The sequence below is a fragment of the Oceanibacterium hippocampi genome (genome assembly GCF_900172325.1).
Lineage (GTDB): Bacteria > Pseudomonadota > Alphaproteobacteria > Sneathiellales > Sneathiellaceae > Oceanibacterium > Oceanibacterium hippocampi.
This window is the reverse complement of record NZ_FWFR01000008.1, coordinates 34,038-47,605: the sequence shown is the minus strand read 5'-3', so window position 1 is coordinate 47,605 and position 13,568 is coordinate 34,038. Positions and strand designations below refer to the sequence as shown.

17 protein-coding genes are annotated in these 13,568 nt (G+C 72.3%); 2 read left to right on the top strand and 15 right to left on the bottom strand.

What is annotated here, in order from left to right:
• From OCH7691_RS22270 to OCH7691_RS22240, 7 genes are all read right to left on the bottom strand, one after another.
• Nucleotides 1-337, bottom strand: a 337-nt coding sequence (locus OCH7691_RS22270; RefSeq protein WP_217808201.1) for an acyltransferase family protein, incomplete at its 3' end; no start/stop codon positions are given.
• Between the two features lie 160 nt (nucleotides 338-497).
• A complete protein-coding gene (locus OCH7691_RS22265) occupies nucleotides 498-4,835 on the bottom strand; it encodes a hypothetical protein (protein WP_085885825.1) in 4,338 nt (1,445 codons plus the stop codon).
• Nucleotides 4,832-5,548 carry an alpha/beta hydrolase family protein gene (locus tag OCH7691_RS22260; protein ID WP_085885824.1) on the bottom strand — a complete coding sequence of 239 codons (717 nt, stop codon included), beginning with the start codon at nucleotides 5,546-5,548 and terminating at the stop codon, nucleotides 4,832-4,834. Before OCH7691_RS22260 ends, OCH7691_RS22265 begins: the two co-directional genes overlap by 4 nt.
• Nucleotides 5,549-5,551: 3 nt before the next feature.
• Entirely contained in the window at nucleotides 5,552-5,806 is a 255-nt protein-coding gene (locus tag OCH7691_RS22255) for a hypothetical protein (RefSeq protein WP_085885823.1), read from the bottom strand.
• The gene (locus tag OCH7691_RS22250; protein WP_085885822.1) at nucleotides 5,799-6,005 is read right to left on the bottom strand and encodes a hypothetical protein; all 207 of its coding nucleotides are present in this window, start codon (nucleotides 6,003-6,005) and stop codon (nucleotides 5,799-5,801) included. The genes OCH7691_RS22255 and OCH7691_RS22250 overlap by 8 nt, the downstream gene beginning before the upstream one ends.
• Before the next feature lie 33 nt (nucleotides 6,006-6,038).
• The gene (locus OCH7691_RS22245; RefSeq protein ID WP_085885821.1) at nucleotides 6,039-6,524 is read right to left on the bottom strand and encodes a hypothetical protein; all 486 of its coding nucleotides are present in this window, start codon (nucleotides 6,522-6,524) and stop codon (nucleotides 6,039-6,041) included.
• Complete coding sequence (locus OCH7691_RS22240) at nucleotides 6,521-6,820, bottom strand: hypothetical protein (protein ID WP_139839870.1); 300 nt, start codon at nucleotides 6,818-6,820, stop codon at nucleotides 6,521-6,523. The genes OCH7691_RS22245 and OCH7691_RS22240 overlap by 4 nt, the downstream gene beginning before the upstream one ends.
• A gap of 85 nt (nucleotides 6,821-6,905) precedes the next feature.
• On the opposite strand from OCH7691_RS22240, the gene OCH7691_RS22235 reads away from it, so the two are divergent.
• Both OCH7691_RS22235 and OCH7691_RS23105 read left to right on the top strand, forming a co-directional pair.
• A complete protein-coding gene (locus OCH7691_RS22235; RefSeq protein ID WP_085885819.1) occupies nucleotides 6,906-7,121 on the top strand; it encodes a hypothetical protein in 216 nt (71 codons plus the stop codon).
• A gap of 100 nt (nucleotides 7,122-7,221) precedes the next feature.
• Entirely contained in the window at nucleotides 7,222-7,734 is a 513-nt protein-coding gene (locus OCH7691_RS23105) for a hypothetical protein (protein WP_139839869.1), read from the top strand.
• Between the two features lie 46 nt (nucleotides 7,735-7,780).
• Here the strand turns inward: OCH7691_RS23105 and OCH7691_RS22230 are convergent, their stop codons facing one another.
• The 8 genes from OCH7691_RS22230 to OCH7691_RS22195 are packed head-to-tail and all read right to left on the bottom strand — an operon-like array spanning nucleotide 7,781 to nucleotide 13,567.
• Nucleotides 7,781-8,401, bottom strand: a complete 621-nt coding sequence (locus OCH7691_RS22230) for a hypothetical protein (protein ID WP_085885818.1) — start codon at nucleotides 8,399-8,401, stop codon at nucleotides 7,781-7,783.
• Nucleotides 8,401-9,042: a hypothetical protein gene (locus tag OCH7691_RS22225; RefSeq protein WP_085885817.1), complete on the bottom strand. Its 642-nt coding sequence runs from the start codon at nucleotides 9,040-9,042 to the stop codon at nucleotides 8,401-8,403. The genes OCH7691_RS22230 and OCH7691_RS22225 overlap by 1 nt, the downstream gene beginning before the upstream one ends.
• Before the next feature lie 13 nt (nucleotides 9,043-9,055).
• Nucleotides 9,056-9,628, bottom strand: coding sequence for a hypothetical protein (locus OCH7691_RS22220; RefSeq protein ID WP_085885816.1), 573 nt, complete (start codon nucleotides 9,626-9,628; stop codon nucleotides 9,056-9,058).
• Nucleotides 9,629-9,631: 3 nt separating this feature from the next.
• A complete protein-coding gene (locus OCH7691_RS22215; RefSeq protein WP_217808200.1) occupies nucleotides 9,632-10,414 on the bottom strand; it encodes a YmfQ family protein in 783 nt (260 codons plus the stop codon).
• 13 nt (nucleotides 10,415-10,427) lie between these two features.
• Nucleotides 10,428-11,504: a baseplate J/gp47 family protein gene (locus OCH7691_RS22210; RefSeq protein ID WP_176245210.1), complete on the bottom strand. Its 1,077-nt coding sequence runs from the start codon at nucleotides 11,502-11,504 to the stop codon at nucleotides 10,428-10,430.
• On the bottom strand, nucleotides 11,494-11,955 hold the full coding sequence (locus tag OCH7691_RS22205; protein ID WP_085885814.1) for a phage GP46 family protein: 462 nt from the start codon (nucleotides 11,953-11,955) through the stop codon (nucleotides 11,494-11,496). The genes OCH7691_RS22210 and OCH7691_RS22205 overlap by 11 nt, the downstream gene beginning before the upstream one ends.
• A complete protein-coding gene (locus OCH7691_RS22200; RefSeq protein WP_139839868.1) occupies nucleotides 11,955-12,461 on the bottom strand; it encodes a phage baseplate assembly protein in 507 nt (168 codons plus the stop codon). The genes OCH7691_RS22205 and OCH7691_RS22200 overlap by 1 nt, the downstream gene beginning before the upstream one ends.
• Complete coding sequence (locus OCH7691_RS22195; protein ID WP_085885813.1) at nucleotides 12,458-13,567, bottom strand: phage baseplate assembly protein; 1,110 nt, start codon at nucleotides 13,565-13,567, stop codon at nucleotides 12,458-12,460. The genes OCH7691_RS22200 and OCH7691_RS22195 overlap by 4 nt, the downstream gene beginning before the upstream one ends.
• Between the last annotated feature and the right edge of the window lies 1 nt (nucleotide 13,568).

The following is a 13,568-nucleotide window of genomic DNA, read 5'->3' as shown; positions in this document are numbered from 1 at the left end:
GGAAATAGATCGGGAACAGCCGGAGCGCCCGGCGGGCGAAGAAATTCCGCGCGACCGTGGTGCCGCTTGCCACGCCGCGCTCGATCTGGTCGCGCCCCTGCAGCAGCAGGCCGGTGATCAGGAAACCCGACAGCACGAAGAACAGCCGCACCCCGAGATCGCCCATCGGCAGGGTCGAGCGGAAAAGGTTATCCTCGGCGAGGAAATGCTGCATGAAGACGCCGAGCGCGGCGAGCGCCCTCAGGCTGTCGAGCTGCGGCCTATAATCGACTTCTGGACGCATCGCGCCGGCTCCGTCGCGATGCCCGGCGACGGCTGCCGATTCAATCTGACTCACGCTACGCTGCTCCCTGGCAGACCCTGACGACGAGCGCAAACTCCGCCGCCCGAAACTATCTATTGCCAGAGTTTTCCTTAAGAAATCGAGTCATAAATCGTCGTATCGAAGCGCCCGTCATGAGGCCGACGCCGCGCAGAAGGCGAGACCGGCGCCTGGATCAGGCCAGGTCGCCGGCGAGGACACGCGACCAGTAATGGTCGCCGGTGTTGAGGGCGCCGCGGGCAACCATGCCGGCGCTGCCGGCGGCGGTGATCCGGTCGGCGTCGGTGTCGTCGTGCGAGAGCACGAGGTCGCCGTTGACATAGACCCGGAGCTGCACCGCGGCTCCGATCGTCTCGGCCTCGAAGCGGAGCGTGTCGCCCGGCGCCCAGGCGTCGAAGCCGGTGCCGGCGATCTCGGGCGGCTGCACGCCGCCGACCGTCCGGTAGATCCGCAGGATCCCGTTCACCCGCGTGTGCAGGTGGTACTTGTTGTCGAGATCGACGGCGCGGAGCATCAGGCCGGTCTGCGGATCGTCGGTCGCGCCGCCGCTGTCGCCCTCGACATACTGGTCGGCGGCGAGCGGCGTGTCGGGCACCATGGCATAGGCGGTGACGATGCCCGAGTTGCTCTTGCTCGCCTGCCCGGCCCCGTTGGTCTGCATGTTGCGCCCATCGTCCGCGTGCCGGTTCCAGGCGATCCAGCCGGTGCCGACGTCGGGCAGATGGCCGCCCGCCTCGAGGATCTCGCCGGTCGGGCCGTCGAACTCGTCGCGGAACTTCAGCCCCGGATCGACGGCGGCGATGACGGTGCCGACGGCGAGCGGCGACGGGTCGCTCTCGTAGGTCGCGAACATCGCCGGCGAGAGGTCGAGCATGATCGTCTCGTCGCTGCCGCCCGGGTCGTAGGCGGGCGCCGGCGGGAGCGTGATGGTGACCCGGGTGTCGGAGACCCGCTCGACGTGGCTCGCGTCCATCAGCCCGCGGATCGTCGCGAAGTCGCGGTTGCCGGTCAGCGCGTCGAGCAGCGCCGTCGTCTCGACCGAGACCGCGCCGATGCCGGCATGCCAAGTGGCGTTGACGAGATCGGCGGTGAGCGTCTGGCCACCGGCCTGGGCCTCGGCCTGGCTGATCCCGTCCCAGACCGGGCCGGAGGCCGTGGCGGAGGTCGCGAGCGGCGCCACGGTGACGATCGAGACCGGCGTCGGGTCGGACATCCAGGTCGCCAGCGCGGCGACCGGGATGTCGAGCGTCCAGGGATCCGCCGCCGCGATCGAGTAGGCCGGGACCGGCGGCAGCGTGAGGGTGATCCGGGTGTCGGAATCCCGGGTGATCGCCGTGTAGTCGAGCGCCGCGCGGACCGTCGACCAGTCGCCCGGGCCCGAGATCGCGTCGAGCAGCGCCGAGGCTTCCGGCACGTTGGCCGCGATGTCGGCGTGCCAGGTGCCGTTCGCCAGGTCGACCTGCAGCGCCCGGCCGCCGGCCCGGATGTCGCCCTCGCCGGCCCCGGCGGCGAGCGTGCCGGAGAGCGTCGCGAGGGTCTCGCCGCCCGGCGTCAGCCAGCCGTGCCGGAAGGTGAGCCCCGAGGTCGCCGAGTTCTCGAAGGTCTTGGTGTCGCCGCCCGAGCCGAGCCGGGTCTGCGGGTCGTTGGCGAGCCAGTAGGCCAGCGCGGCGGCCGTGTCGGCATTGCCGCCGCCGGCCCAGATGGTGAGGAAGACCGCGCTCATCAGCATGTAGAAGTAGGAGAAGTCCCGCTCCGGGTTGAAGTAGGGCTGCACGAAGCTCTCGCCACCGGTATGGGTCGAGGGCTGGTAGCCGCCGGCGCCGGCGTCCGGGTGATCGACCGGCCAGGCGACCGCGGCGTTCCAGTCGTCGGCGTTCCAGTGGACGCAGCCGGCGTCGGAGAAACTCGTGAAATAGCCGGTCGCGGGCCAGCCGGTATTCTTCGCCCCGGACGGCGTCGGCCGGGTGCGGTAGCCGATCGCCGCATACTGGTGATTGCCCATCAGCGCGGCGATGAAGCCGCGGCAGACATAGTCGAAGGTCGCCGTGGTCTCGGCCCAGCCCCGGCGATGGTCGAGGGCGGTCACCTTGGCGAAATGAGCGACCTGCCAGAGCGGCATGATCGAATGCGGGTTGTTCGGCCAGAACAGCCATTGCCGGGTCTTGGCGGCGGCCGGGATCGAGCGGCCCTCGTAGGCGTCCTCGGCGTCGATCGTGATGACGCTGTTGGTCACCTCCCAGATCTCGGCGTGATGGCGGGCGACGTAAGCCGCGTTGATCTCGTCGTCGGGCGTCATGAAGCGGGCATAGCCGGCCGAACGCGTCATCCAGGCCCATTGCCGGACCTCGCGGAACTTCGGCTTGCCGTGATAGGTGACCGGGGCGGAGGCCGGGCCGGTCGTGAAGCTCCGGTAGATCTCGCCGAAATACTGGTCGGCGCCGTCGCCCTCGATGCCGCCGTCGCATTGCTGGCGGCCGACCACCATCTCGACCGCGTAGACGAACCAGGGCGACGCCTCGACCATCGCCAGGTATTCGATCGCCGCGGCGTCGTGGGTGTAGTCGAGATGGGCCTTGCCATAGGCCCCATACATCGACCAGCCATGCTGGCCGGTGCCGTTGTCGCTCACCCCGGTGATGCAGTCCAGGCGATCCCAGTCGGGGTAGCGGTCCGGCATGTCGGCATGAAGCCCGGCCCAGGGCGTCGTGTTGATCAGGCCGAACTTCGAGCCGCCGCCGCGCGTCGAGACGTAGTAGCGCGGCATGTGCAGCCAGTTGAGCGAGCGCCGGCGGACATATTGCCACCAGGCGGCGGTCGGCCGCATCAGGTGATAGACGCACCAGCCGGGCAGCATGCCGATGTCGGGCCGGTAGCCGCCGAGGCCGACGTCCTGCTCGCAATGCCAGACGTCGGTCGGATGGTAGACGCCAGCGTCCGCGCCGGCATAGACGTCGCCGGGCAGCGCCGGAATCGCCGCCATGTTCGGCGAGGTCGCCTGGTCGACCTCGTAGGGCGCGGCGAGGCCGGCGAGCGCCCACATGCGATGGGACGGCTCGGGCGTGAGCTTCACCGGGTCGCCGCCGCCGCCGACCTGGTAATAGGTCGAATCGGCGGCCAGGTTGACGATCGGCCCGGCATGGTGGGCAAGCTCGAGGCCGGTGTAGCTGTAGCCCGCCTGGGTTGCCCCGTCCTCCTTGAAGGTCGCGTTGACGGTCAACTGGACGACCGACTGGTCCTGCTCGTCGGTGCCGTTCAGCACCTGCACGACCGGGATCGCCTTGCCGTCGGCGAAATAGAGCAGCCACCAGAGGCAATGCAGCTTGCTGCCGGCGATCGGCTGCCGCGCCTGGATGGCGATCGCCTCCGACCCCTGCCCCCAGATCCGCGACCAGTTGGCGACCGCGCCGGCGAAGCTCGAGGTACCCGAGGCGCCGCCGCTGAACGTGAGCTCGAGGCTCGGCAGCGCGCCGGCGATCGTCGCCGGGTCGTCGCCGGCCCAGACCGGCTCCTCGCCCGGCACCGCCGCGAAGGTGACGTCGAGCACCTCGCCGAAGGCGAGCGGCCAGGGCAGCTTGTAGGCCGCCATGGCGAAGCGGAGCGAGCCGTCGTCCCAGGTGGACGGGGCGAGGAAGGAGGCGGCGAAGGGCGTCGCGTCGGCCGCCGCCTGCAGGCGGTAGCCGGCCGGCACCGCGCCCTTCGGGAAGGCGACCGAGTGCCAGAGATAGGCGGTCGTGACCTCGCCGACCAGGTTCTGCCGCCAGACGTGGCGGGCCTCGGTCGCGATCGTCGCGGCGACGGCGGAGATCGTGCCAACGGTGATCACCGCCGGGTCGGTCGCGCCGGCGAAGACGGTCGCCGGGAAGTCGGCGGTGACGATCTCCGGCGCGGCGATCTCGTAGGCCGGGACCGGCGGCAGGTCGATGCGGGCCTGGCTGTCGGAGAGCCGGGTGACGTGGGAGAAATCGAGCGACGCGCGGATCGTCGCCCAGTCGCCGTTGCCGGCGAACGAATCGAGCCAGGCGGTCGTGACCGCGTTGTCCTCGCCGAGCGTCGCCGCCCAGGTCTCGGCCGCGACGGTGACCAGCAGGGTCTCGCCGCCGGCCTGGATATCGGCGGCGGTCGCGGCGGTGAGCGCGGCCATCAGCGAGAACGGCTCGGCCGCCGTGGTCACCAACCAGCCGGCGGTGACGCCCGCGATATTGAGCAGGCAGGCGAACTCGGTCGACCAGTCGCCGGAGGCGGTCATCTGCAGCTCGAGCGTCGCGCCGCCGGCCGGCATCGTGGCCGAGGTCACCCAGCCGCCGCCGTTGATCCGGAAGCGGGCCGACGGCTCGCCCGAGATGGTCACCGGCGCCGGGGCGTCGGTCCCGGTGACCTCGACCGGGGCCGAGGTGACGACCGCGTTCCGGGCGGCGTCGACGATCGCGGCGAAGGCGAACGGGTCGGGCGTGATGTCCGGCAGGGTGGCGAGGCCGAGCGAGCCCGGGCGACCGGGCATGAAGGGGAAGCTCACGGGGCGGTCTCCAGTTTCGAAAGCGCGCGGATGTAGGACGAGAGCGCATGGCGCCGCCAGAACGGCCCGGCGGCGGGCAGGCGGATCGCCGGCGCCGGATGCGCCCAGCCGGCCGGCCGGAGCGTCACCCGGTTCCGGCCGCCAAACGGCCAGAACGGGGCCGGGTCGAGCGGCAGGACCAGGCGGTCGATCGGGACGGCCGCGCCGAGCGCCGCCGCGGCGACCGGATCGAGGCCCTGCGGGGCGCCGAGCGAGACGACCCGGACCGGGCCGACGCCCGGCGCGGTCGCCAGGGCGTGGCCGATCAGGTGGCCCTCGATCCCGCCCATGGAATGGCCGCCGACCAGCACCGCGCGGGCGCCGCGGGCAAGCGTGATCAGCGGCCCGAGCAGCTCGCGCGCCTGGCGCCAATATCCCTCATGCACGAAGCCCGGACGGGCCGGGTCGTCGAGCAGCGGATAGGCGACCTGGTCCGACTGGCCGTTGACCAGCAGGTCGCGGGCCGAGAAGGAGGCGCCGCCGGCCTCGGTGCCGCGCGGGCCGATCACGAGCAGCCCGCTCGCGTCGAAGCCCGCCCATGCCTGGCCGCCGCGCGGCCCGGAATAGAGCCGGTAGTCGCAGCCGAGCAGGTCGAGGGCGGCGCGCTCGCCCCTGACCGCGTCGAGATAGGCGATGTCGGCCGCGCGGGCGGCGGCGAGCCAGCAGGCGGCCATCGCCTACTCGGCCGGCAGCGCCGCGCCGGCGGCGTTCAGCGTCCCGCAACGGGCGGCGAGGAAGGCGCCGTCGAGCGGGTTCCGGGCGCCGTGGCGGACCAGCGCCGAATGCGGGTAAAGGCAGAGCGCCTCGATCTGGCGCGGGATCAGGGCGTCGTTGACCTGCTGCACTTGGCCGACCGCGGCGTCGACATAGCCGCCGGCGCCGGCGCAGCCGCCGAGCGCCAGCAGCAGGCCCGCGAGCGCGAGCCTAGTCATCGTCCGCGTTTCGGTTCCGGCCGACATTGCCGGCGAGCAGGTTGAGGATCCGCAGCAGCATGTTGAGCAGGGCGTCGTCGCTCTTGGACGGCGTCAGCGCGGTGATCGCCGTCGCCGCCGTGACGGTCGCGGTGATCGCGGCGAGCCAGGCCGGCGCGGCATCGACGACCGCCTGGACATGGGTGATCATGGCCTCCATGAGGCGCTCCTTTCAGCAGTGGGGTTCGGGATCTCAGGCGGCGATCAGCGGCCCGAGCAGGCGCACGAACTTGTCAGCCCGCCCGGCGCCGAGGCGGGTATTCCAGCGCCGCTTCCAGTAGCCGGCGAGCCCCTCCAGGTCGCCGGCGTCCGGCAGCGGCGCCGGGTCGAACCAGTAGTAGAAGCGCGCCAGCGCGGCGGCGTAGAAGGCATTGCCCGCCATCTCCCGGGCGCCGCCGAGGAAGGGCCGGCCGAAATTGCCGTGCATCCAGCCGGCGAAGGCTTCCTCGCGCCAGATCCGGGCGAGCAGATGGTCGTGGGTCGCCGGCTCCATCTGGAACCAGCCGAGCGCCGGACCGGGATTCTGCTGGATCCAGACCCCGCCGGTCTCGACCGCGAGCGTGCCGAGCAGCAGGCGGCGGGCGGCGAGACTGTCGAGCCGGGGCTCGACGGCGCCCAGCGAGGCCAGCACCGGGCCGATCACCAGGCGCTCGACCTGGGCGGCCAGCGCCCGGTTCACGACCAGGGCTCCGCGTGCGGCGGCGGCGACGGCGGCGGCAGGGCCGCCTCGGCCCGGGCCGGCAGGACATAGACGGCCAGCAGCCAGCCGATCACGCAGACGAGCAGACCGATCAGCGAGACCGCCGCCAGCCAGAAGCGGTTGTAGAGCCCGGCGATCGAGCTCTTGATCTCGGCCAGGCGGGCGATCAGCGCCGCCTGGTTCTGGCTGCAGATTTTCTCGTGCCCGTCGATCCGGCTCAGCGCCTGCTGCGCCAGCTCGATCGCCCGCGTGTCGATCTGGTCCTGTGCCCGCACGGCCCCCTCCTCCTCGTTTTTGACTCCGGGCGGCGGCGCGCCCATCTGGACTCATCCACCCCGCCCGCCGGGCAGGAGGCACCGCATGGTGAAACGCTACCGGTATTTCGGCTTCCTCGACCCGCCCTCGCCGTGGGCCGGCATCGAGGAGTGGCGCGCCTTCCGCGACGGCCAGCGGGCGGGAACGGAGGTCGCCGAGTGGGCCAGCGCGATGGTTGACGCCATGGAGCGGGACCCGGGCCGTTGGCCGACCGAGATCGAGAACGCCCTGGTACTCGCCCCGCCCGACGCAGAGCCCTAGTTTGGCAAGGTACTTCTTGCGAAGGATGGACCCCAACCGGTAGGTGTGACACTGTTCTGGGGAACAGTTCACACAAAAACAATTAATCGGACCGATCGAGATGGATCTACCCCAGATGATTGCTAATTTTCTGGTCCTCTTCCTAGGCGGAGTCTTGATTGTGCCCGCAGCTGTTGTCTGGCTTCGCCACCGCGAGCACTCCGCGTCCCAGGTAATCTGCGGGGCATTGATTGTCGTCGCATCACTCTTTGGATTCGGCCCGTGGATGCATGTCGATTTCGGGCTCGGTCGCGATGGCGCTCGTCTAAGACTGGATCGCATCGAGCAAAGAATCGAACAAGTATCGGATGTCCAACGTGTTCAATCGCTCCGCGCCGATGTCGATCTCGCAGCGCAACGGGCATTGTTTGATTCTCAAAGCGGAAGATTAGAACTAGGCACACAACAACCAAGCCGATACTTCAATTTGGTCGAGAAAGTAAAAACTCTAGAGAAAAATATAATAGAAAAAGGTTCTATATCACCATGGTCATATGGTGAGAACATTTCGTCAGATATAAAGTCCGAGTACCTTAAGCTGCGCCAAGAATTCGAAACGCTTGAGGCGAAGTGAAACGAGCAACATCTAGCGCACGATCAAATAGGACTATCATGCACTGTCACGGCCAGACGACGGCGGCCGCGATCGCGGCGAAGGCGCCGACCTGAGCGGCCGCCTCGGCCGTGGTGTCGATCGTCCGGGCCTGGGCGGCGACGCCCGCCAGCGCGGCCAGGATCGCCTCGACCGCCTGGATGTCGGCGGCGGCGGCGATGCGGTCGACCGCCTCCTCGTAGAGCCCCTCGATCAGCGGCCCGATGGCCGCGAGGAAGGCGGTCCGGCCGAGCCATTCGGCGGCGACCTCGTCGCCGGTCCGGCCAAGCCGGGCGGCGCGCCCGGCCATGAAGGGATGATCGGCGAGGTCCGGAACAACGGCCGCGGCGACCGCCGCCTGCCAGGCTTCCGCCTCGCGACGCTTCTGCTCGTAGACCAGCTCCTTCCCGTCGGTCACCCAGATGCCCCGGATCCCGGCGGCGAAGGCGCCGGCGGCGGTCGCTGCCGTGGCCCGGCGCTCGGCGAGCGCGGCGCCCTGGATCGCCGCCAGCGCCGGCGCGGCGCCCGGCCCCTGCCAGTCGAGCACCAGCGGCCCGCCGGGCGCACGCGAGAGGCCGAAGGCGGCACCGGGCACGAGGCGGGCGAGCGCCCGGGCGGCGGTCGTGGCGTCGAGATCGGGAATGTTCATCAGGCGAGCTCCATCGCGATGATCAGGCCGGTTCGGTTGCCAAGCTGCGAGGCGACGCGCTCGTTGCCGGCATTGTCGTCGGCCCGATGGCCGAGCAGGTAACTGTGCGGCGCCGTGTCGCCCGGCGCATGCAGGCCTCCAAACGCGATCGGCGCGAGCAGGAACAGCCCGTCGGCGGCGGTCTGGGCGAAATAGGTGAGCCTGGTCTCGGCGATCTTCGGGCCGGCGACCGTGCCCTCGAACAGCGCCCAGTAGCCGCCCGGCGAGGTCGCGGCGACCAGGTTCTCGACCTTGGCGGCGGTGAACACGGCCAGCAGGATGGTCGAGCCGGCCGACTTCGGCGTGATCGCGAGCGAGAGCCCGGCCGCCGAGAAGGCGGTCGCGGTCGTCGAGGTCTCGGTCGCCGAGGTCGCCGTCACGATCTGGCGGATCCGCCCGCCGAGCGCGATCGCCTGGGCGAGCTGGGTCAGGTCGGCCGCGGCCGGGGCGAGGCCGGCGGCGGCGATCGCGTTCACCACCTCGCGCATCGGATGCTCTATCGCCTCGGCCGGGACCGGCGAGCCCTCGACGCCCGTCGCCGGGTTGCCGGTCACGTAGGGGTCGTCCGGATCGGCCGCGCCGATCGGCGCCTGGTATTCCATGCTTCTCTCCCTGTTACGGCTGGCGCGCGAGATCGAGGCCGACGAAGGCGCCGATCTTGGTCACGTAGGCGATGTAGGTCTTGGCCGAGGTCGTGGTCAGCACCGCGCCGGCGAGATCCTCGTGCGCCGACATGACGGTGAAGCCGGCGAAGGTGATCGTCCGCGGGTTGCCGTCGTCGACGATGCGGAGCGCCATGGTCGCCGACTTCGCCGTCGCCGGCGCGTTGATCGTGAAGTCGCCGGTCGCGGTGACCTGCTGCAGGCCGCCGGCGAGCGGGTCGAGGGCGAGCGGCGCGGCGCCGGAATTGCCGTGATCGACCGCCTCGGCGGTGAAGCCGAGCGCCAGGTTGCGGGTCGCGGCGACGCCGTCCAGGTGCTCGAAGGTGAGCGTCACCGGCTGGGCCTTGCCGGCGCCGTCGCCGATCAGCGCCTTGCCGGCGGCGAGCGCCGTCGAGCCGGCGACCAGGTCGAGCAGCTGCGCGGCGGTGATCCGGCTGGTCTGGCCGCCCTGGACGACGACCAGGATCGCCGCCGTGCCGGGCGCCGCCTCGGCCGGCAGCTCTGAAATCGCAATCGGGTCGGGCATCGCTCAGGCAACCTCCATGGTCAGGATCGCATCGTCCTCGGTCGTGATCGGCACCCCGGCCTCGGCGAGCAGCGCGCCGTCCGGCCAGGGTTCGGAGAGCACCAGCACGGCGCCGCCCTCGGTCGCGAGCGGCAGGCCGCCCTCGGTCATGAGCGCGCCGTCCGGCGTCGTGTCGGGCTCGCGGTAATCGAACAGCAGCAGCATGTGCGCCGGGCCGAGCCGGCGGAGCACGCATTCGAGGTCCTCCGCCCGGCGGATCGTGAGCAGCCGCTCGCCGGCCCGGCCGAGGCCGCAGCGGAAGCGCGAGAGGCGCGGCTCCGAAACGGTGACCGACCAGACATGGCGGACCGCGTGGCCGCCCGAGAGCGGGTCGCCGGCGCGGCCGAGACCGGCAACGAACGGGCGATATTCCGTGATCGCGATCGCGTAGCCGAGATCGCCGGCCAGCCCGGTGAAATAGGCCGCCGACTGGCCGCCGCGGGCGCGCAGCCGGGCGAGCAGCGCGAGCCGGCGCTCCTCCGCCGTGGAGCCGGCCGGCGTGCAGGGATCCGGCAGGCCGGCGACCCGCTCCCAGTCGGGCAGCAGTTCCCGCGTCGCCGTCGGCAGCGCCTCCTCGGCCAGGTCGACGCCGCGGTTGTGGACGCGGGCGAGGCCGCCGGCGAGGCCGGCGAGCAGCTGGCCGAGCACCGAGTCCGGCGCCGCCGGCCAGGCCAGCCCCTCGGGCAGCAGCCGGCGCAGCATGCGGGCATAGGCGTCCGCCTCGAGGCGCGGGACGATCGCCGTCACGGCGCGACCCCCGTCACGGCTCGATCCACGTGATCGCGCCCATCACCGCCAGGTCGCCCGGGCCGTGCGCGACGTCGGCGGCGGGTGCAACGACCTCGTTGTCATCCTCGCCGGCGGCGATCGAGACCGCCTCGCGGATCTTCGAGACCGGGAGCGTCGCGCCGGGCGCCGCCAGCCGGTCGATCAGGTCGGCGAGTTCGGCGGTGACGGCGGCGCGCACGGCAGCGGTGTCCGGCGTGATCCGGATCTGGAAGTCGAGCGGCTGGGCGATCGGGGCCAGCGTGAAGACCTCGTTGCCGACCGGCCGGGACGCCTCGATATGGGCGGCGACGGCGGCGACCTGGCCGGCGTCCGGGATCGGCCCGCCGACCTCGGCGGCGACCGTGAAGCGGACCGTGACCGTCCCGGTGCCCTGCTCGCGGGCGGCGACGAAGACGCGATCGACGGCGACGCCGTGGGCGCCGGCATCGAGCGCCCAGGCGCGGTAATCGTGCTCGGCCCCGCCATGCGGCGGCGCCTGGATCCGGTCGAGCACCCGGCCGAGCAGGACCGCGTCGGCCTCGGCATCGGCGCCGCCGGTGAGCCCGCCGGCGGCGACCAGCGCCTCGGAGGCGAGCCCGTCGACGCCCGAGACCAGGTCGAGCGCCGCGCCGGCGGCGAGGTTGCCGGCCTGGCCGGCCAGGGCGGCGACGATCGCGGCGGCGGCGATACCGCCGGCGTCGAGGATGACCTCGGCCTCGGTGCGATAGATCAGGCCGGCGGCCGACTGGAACTCGGTCGCCTCCGGCACCACCGTGCCCGGGATCCCGGCGAGGGCGGCGGCGCCGCCGGCGAAGGCGGCAGGCGCCCGGGCAATGCCCCAGACCGCCGCCCAGCGCGCGAGATAGTCGCCGTCGGCGGTGTCGGGCGTGATCTGCCGGGCGAGGAAGGCGAGGAAGCCGTAGGTCTCGTGCGTCGCGCCGGCGAGCGCGGTCGCCAGCACGCCGAGCTCCGAGCGCCGCGGCAGCGGGTCGGCGCCGGGCAGCCGGCTGGCGATGTCGGCGACGATCGCCTCGTGGATCCCGGTGAGGCTCGGGCGCTCAAAGGGCACGGTCTTCCTCCTCCCGCCAGAGGCGATCGAAACGGTAATCCAGGGTCGAGCCGTCGGGCCGCTCGATCCGGACGGTGAGCGCCAGCGCGTCGCCGCGGGCGACCTCGGCAGCGACCGTGACCCGGCGCGCGATGCCGTCCTCGACCAGCCAGGCCAGCGCCTCCTCGGCATAGCGGCGGGCACGGGCGAGCGTCGACGGCAGGATCTTCTCGCGATCGAGCAGCCAGAGCCGGGAGCCGATGCGGTCGCCCGGACCGAGCAGCAGGTCGCCCCACCAGCCGCGCCGGTCGGCCGGGCCGCCGGGCGGCGTGTCGTCGGCGCGCGCGCGGGCGTCGGTGAACAGCGAGAGCACGACCGCCGTCCGCAGCCCGCCGTCGAGGCGGAGGCCCCGGCCCTCGCGGGCCAGGTCGCCGCGCAGCGTGGCGCCGTCGAAGACCAGCTCGAGATCCATCAGGCCGCCCTCACCTTGCCGGAGCCCTCGACGATGCGCCCGTTCAGCCCGGCCGAGGAGCCGGCCAGGATCTCGACCATGTCGCCGACCCGGGCGACCCGCGGGCCGCCCTCGGCGCCGAGCTGCACGTCGTCGGAGATCACCACCACCTTCGGCGCGGTGACCTCGATCCGGTCGCGGCGGAGCACGATCTTCTGGCCCTGGTCGTCATGGAGCGCGACCTCGCCGGCGGCGAGGCCCTGCAGGCGATAGCGCCGGTCGGCGACGGCGACGGCGATCGCGTGTTCTCGGTTGCCGGCCGGGAACAGCAGCAGCGCCTCGGCGCCGGGCTGCGGGTGGGCGGTGAGCCCGTAGCCCTCCCAGTGCTCGATCGCGGTCATCGTCTCGTCGCGCAGGATCGTCACGTCGAGGCCCTGCATCTTGAGCCCGGCCGAGACGGCGCGGACCGTGGCGCGGGCGATCATCGAATAGATCCGGGTCCGGAGCCCGGCGATCGCCGCCCTCACCGGCCGATCTCCGGCGCCGCCCCGGCGCGGGCGGCGCGCTCGCGCTCGAGCAGCACGGCGAGGCCGTTGCCGGCCGGCAGGTCGGGCAGGATCGTCCAGGCGTCGGGCCGGGTGAGCCGGAGCTCGGTCTCGCGGCCGCCGCCCTCGGAGAGCCTGTAGGTCAGCCCGGCGATCAGCATCTCGCCGGCGATGCCGGCCCGCGGCAGGCGGCACGGCACCCGGGCATTGAGCGGCCAGAGCCGGCCGTCGCCCTGGCGCCAGCCGGCGACGGTGACGCGGACCTGCAGCGCCTCGGCGGCCCGGCGGGTGACCTCGAAGGCGGCCCGGGCGGTCGCCCGCGCGCCGTCGGAGGCGCCCTCGGCGAGCAGCACCAGCGGCCGGTAGCGCGGCACCGAGCGGTCCCGAGCGCGCGCCTGGACGCCCGCGACCAGGTCGCCGAACGCCTCGTCGCCGCCCAGCCCCTGCCCCTTGACGGTGATCTCGCTGTAGCGTTCGGCCATCGAGAAGGCGGCCGAGACGGCGGTGACATTCTCGCCCTCGACCAGCGCCGTGGTCGTGCCGGCGGCGCCGGCCCGGGTCAGCACCAGGCCGCCCGTCCGGTCGGAGGTGGCGAGCACGCCCTTGAGCCGGCAATGGCGCTCGAGCGCCGCCCAGGCGGTCTCGCCGGGATCCAGCTTGACGACCGGGAAGCGGCCGGCCGGGCGGGCCTCGTCGCGGACGGCAAGGCCGAAGGGACGGGCCAGCCGGCCGGCGAGATCGGCGAGCGAGATGTCGCGCCAGAGATCGGGCTTGTGGACGGCCGAGCAGTCGACCAGGTCGCCGGCCCGGCAACGGCCCTGCACGGCGAGGTCGTGGCGGGCGTCGTCGAGGTCGGCCGAGAGGCTGTCGACATGGCCGTCGAGCACCGCGTCGCCGCCGAGGCGGAGGGTGATCCTGTCGCCCGGGCGGACGATGATCTCGCCCGGGTCGAGGCCGGGCGCGCGCTCGGTCAGCGCCAGCGAGAAGCCGGCGGCGAGCTGGGTCAGGTCGTGCGCCAGCGAGAAAGAGGTCCAGCCGGTCCATTGCCGGGCGCCGATCTCGAGGCGGACATCGTCGGTCGTCGCCATC

Coding starts and splice junctions, on each gene's coding strand:
- OCH7691_RS22260 (WP_085885824.1), bottom strand. CDS start 5,548: ATGGCCGCCTGCTGGCTCGCCGCCGCCCGCGCGGCCGACATCGCCTAT.
- OCH7691_RS22235 (WP_085885819.1), top strand. CDS start 6,906: ATGGTGAAACGCTACCGGTATTTCGGCTTCCTCGACCCGCCCTCGCCG.
- OCH7691_RS23105 (WP_139839869.1), top strand. CDS start 7,222: ATGGATCTACCCCAGATGATTGCTAATTTTCTGGTCCTCTTCCTAGGC.
- OCH7691_RS22230 (WP_085885818.1), bottom strand. CDS start 8,401: ATGAACATTCCCGATCTCGACGCCACGACCGCCGCCCGGGCGCTCGCC.
- OCH7691_RS22205 (WP_085885814.1), bottom strand. CDS start 11,955: ATGGATCTCGAGCTGGTCTTCGACGGCGCCACGCTGCGCGGCGACCTG.
- OCH7691_RS22220 (WP_085885816.1), bottom strand. CDS start 9,628: ATGCCCGACCCGATTGCGATTTCAGAGCTGCCGGCCGAGGCGGCGCCC.
- OCH7691_RS22225 (WP_085885817.1), bottom strand. CDS start 9,042: ATGGAATACCAGGCGCCGATCGGCGCGGCCGATCCGGACGACCCCTAC.
- OCH7691_RS22195 (WP_085885813.1), bottom strand. CDS start 13,567: ATGGCGACGACCGACGATGTCCGCCTCGAGATCGGCGCCCGGCAATGG.
- OCH7691_RS22255 (WP_085885823.1), bottom strand. CDS start 5,806: ATGACTAGGCTCGCGCTCGCGGGCCTGCTGCTGGCGCTCGGCGGCTGC.
- OCH7691_RS22250 (WP_085885822.1), bottom strand. CDS start 6,005: ATGGAGGCCATGATCACCCATGTCCAGGCGGTCGTCGATGCCGCGCCG.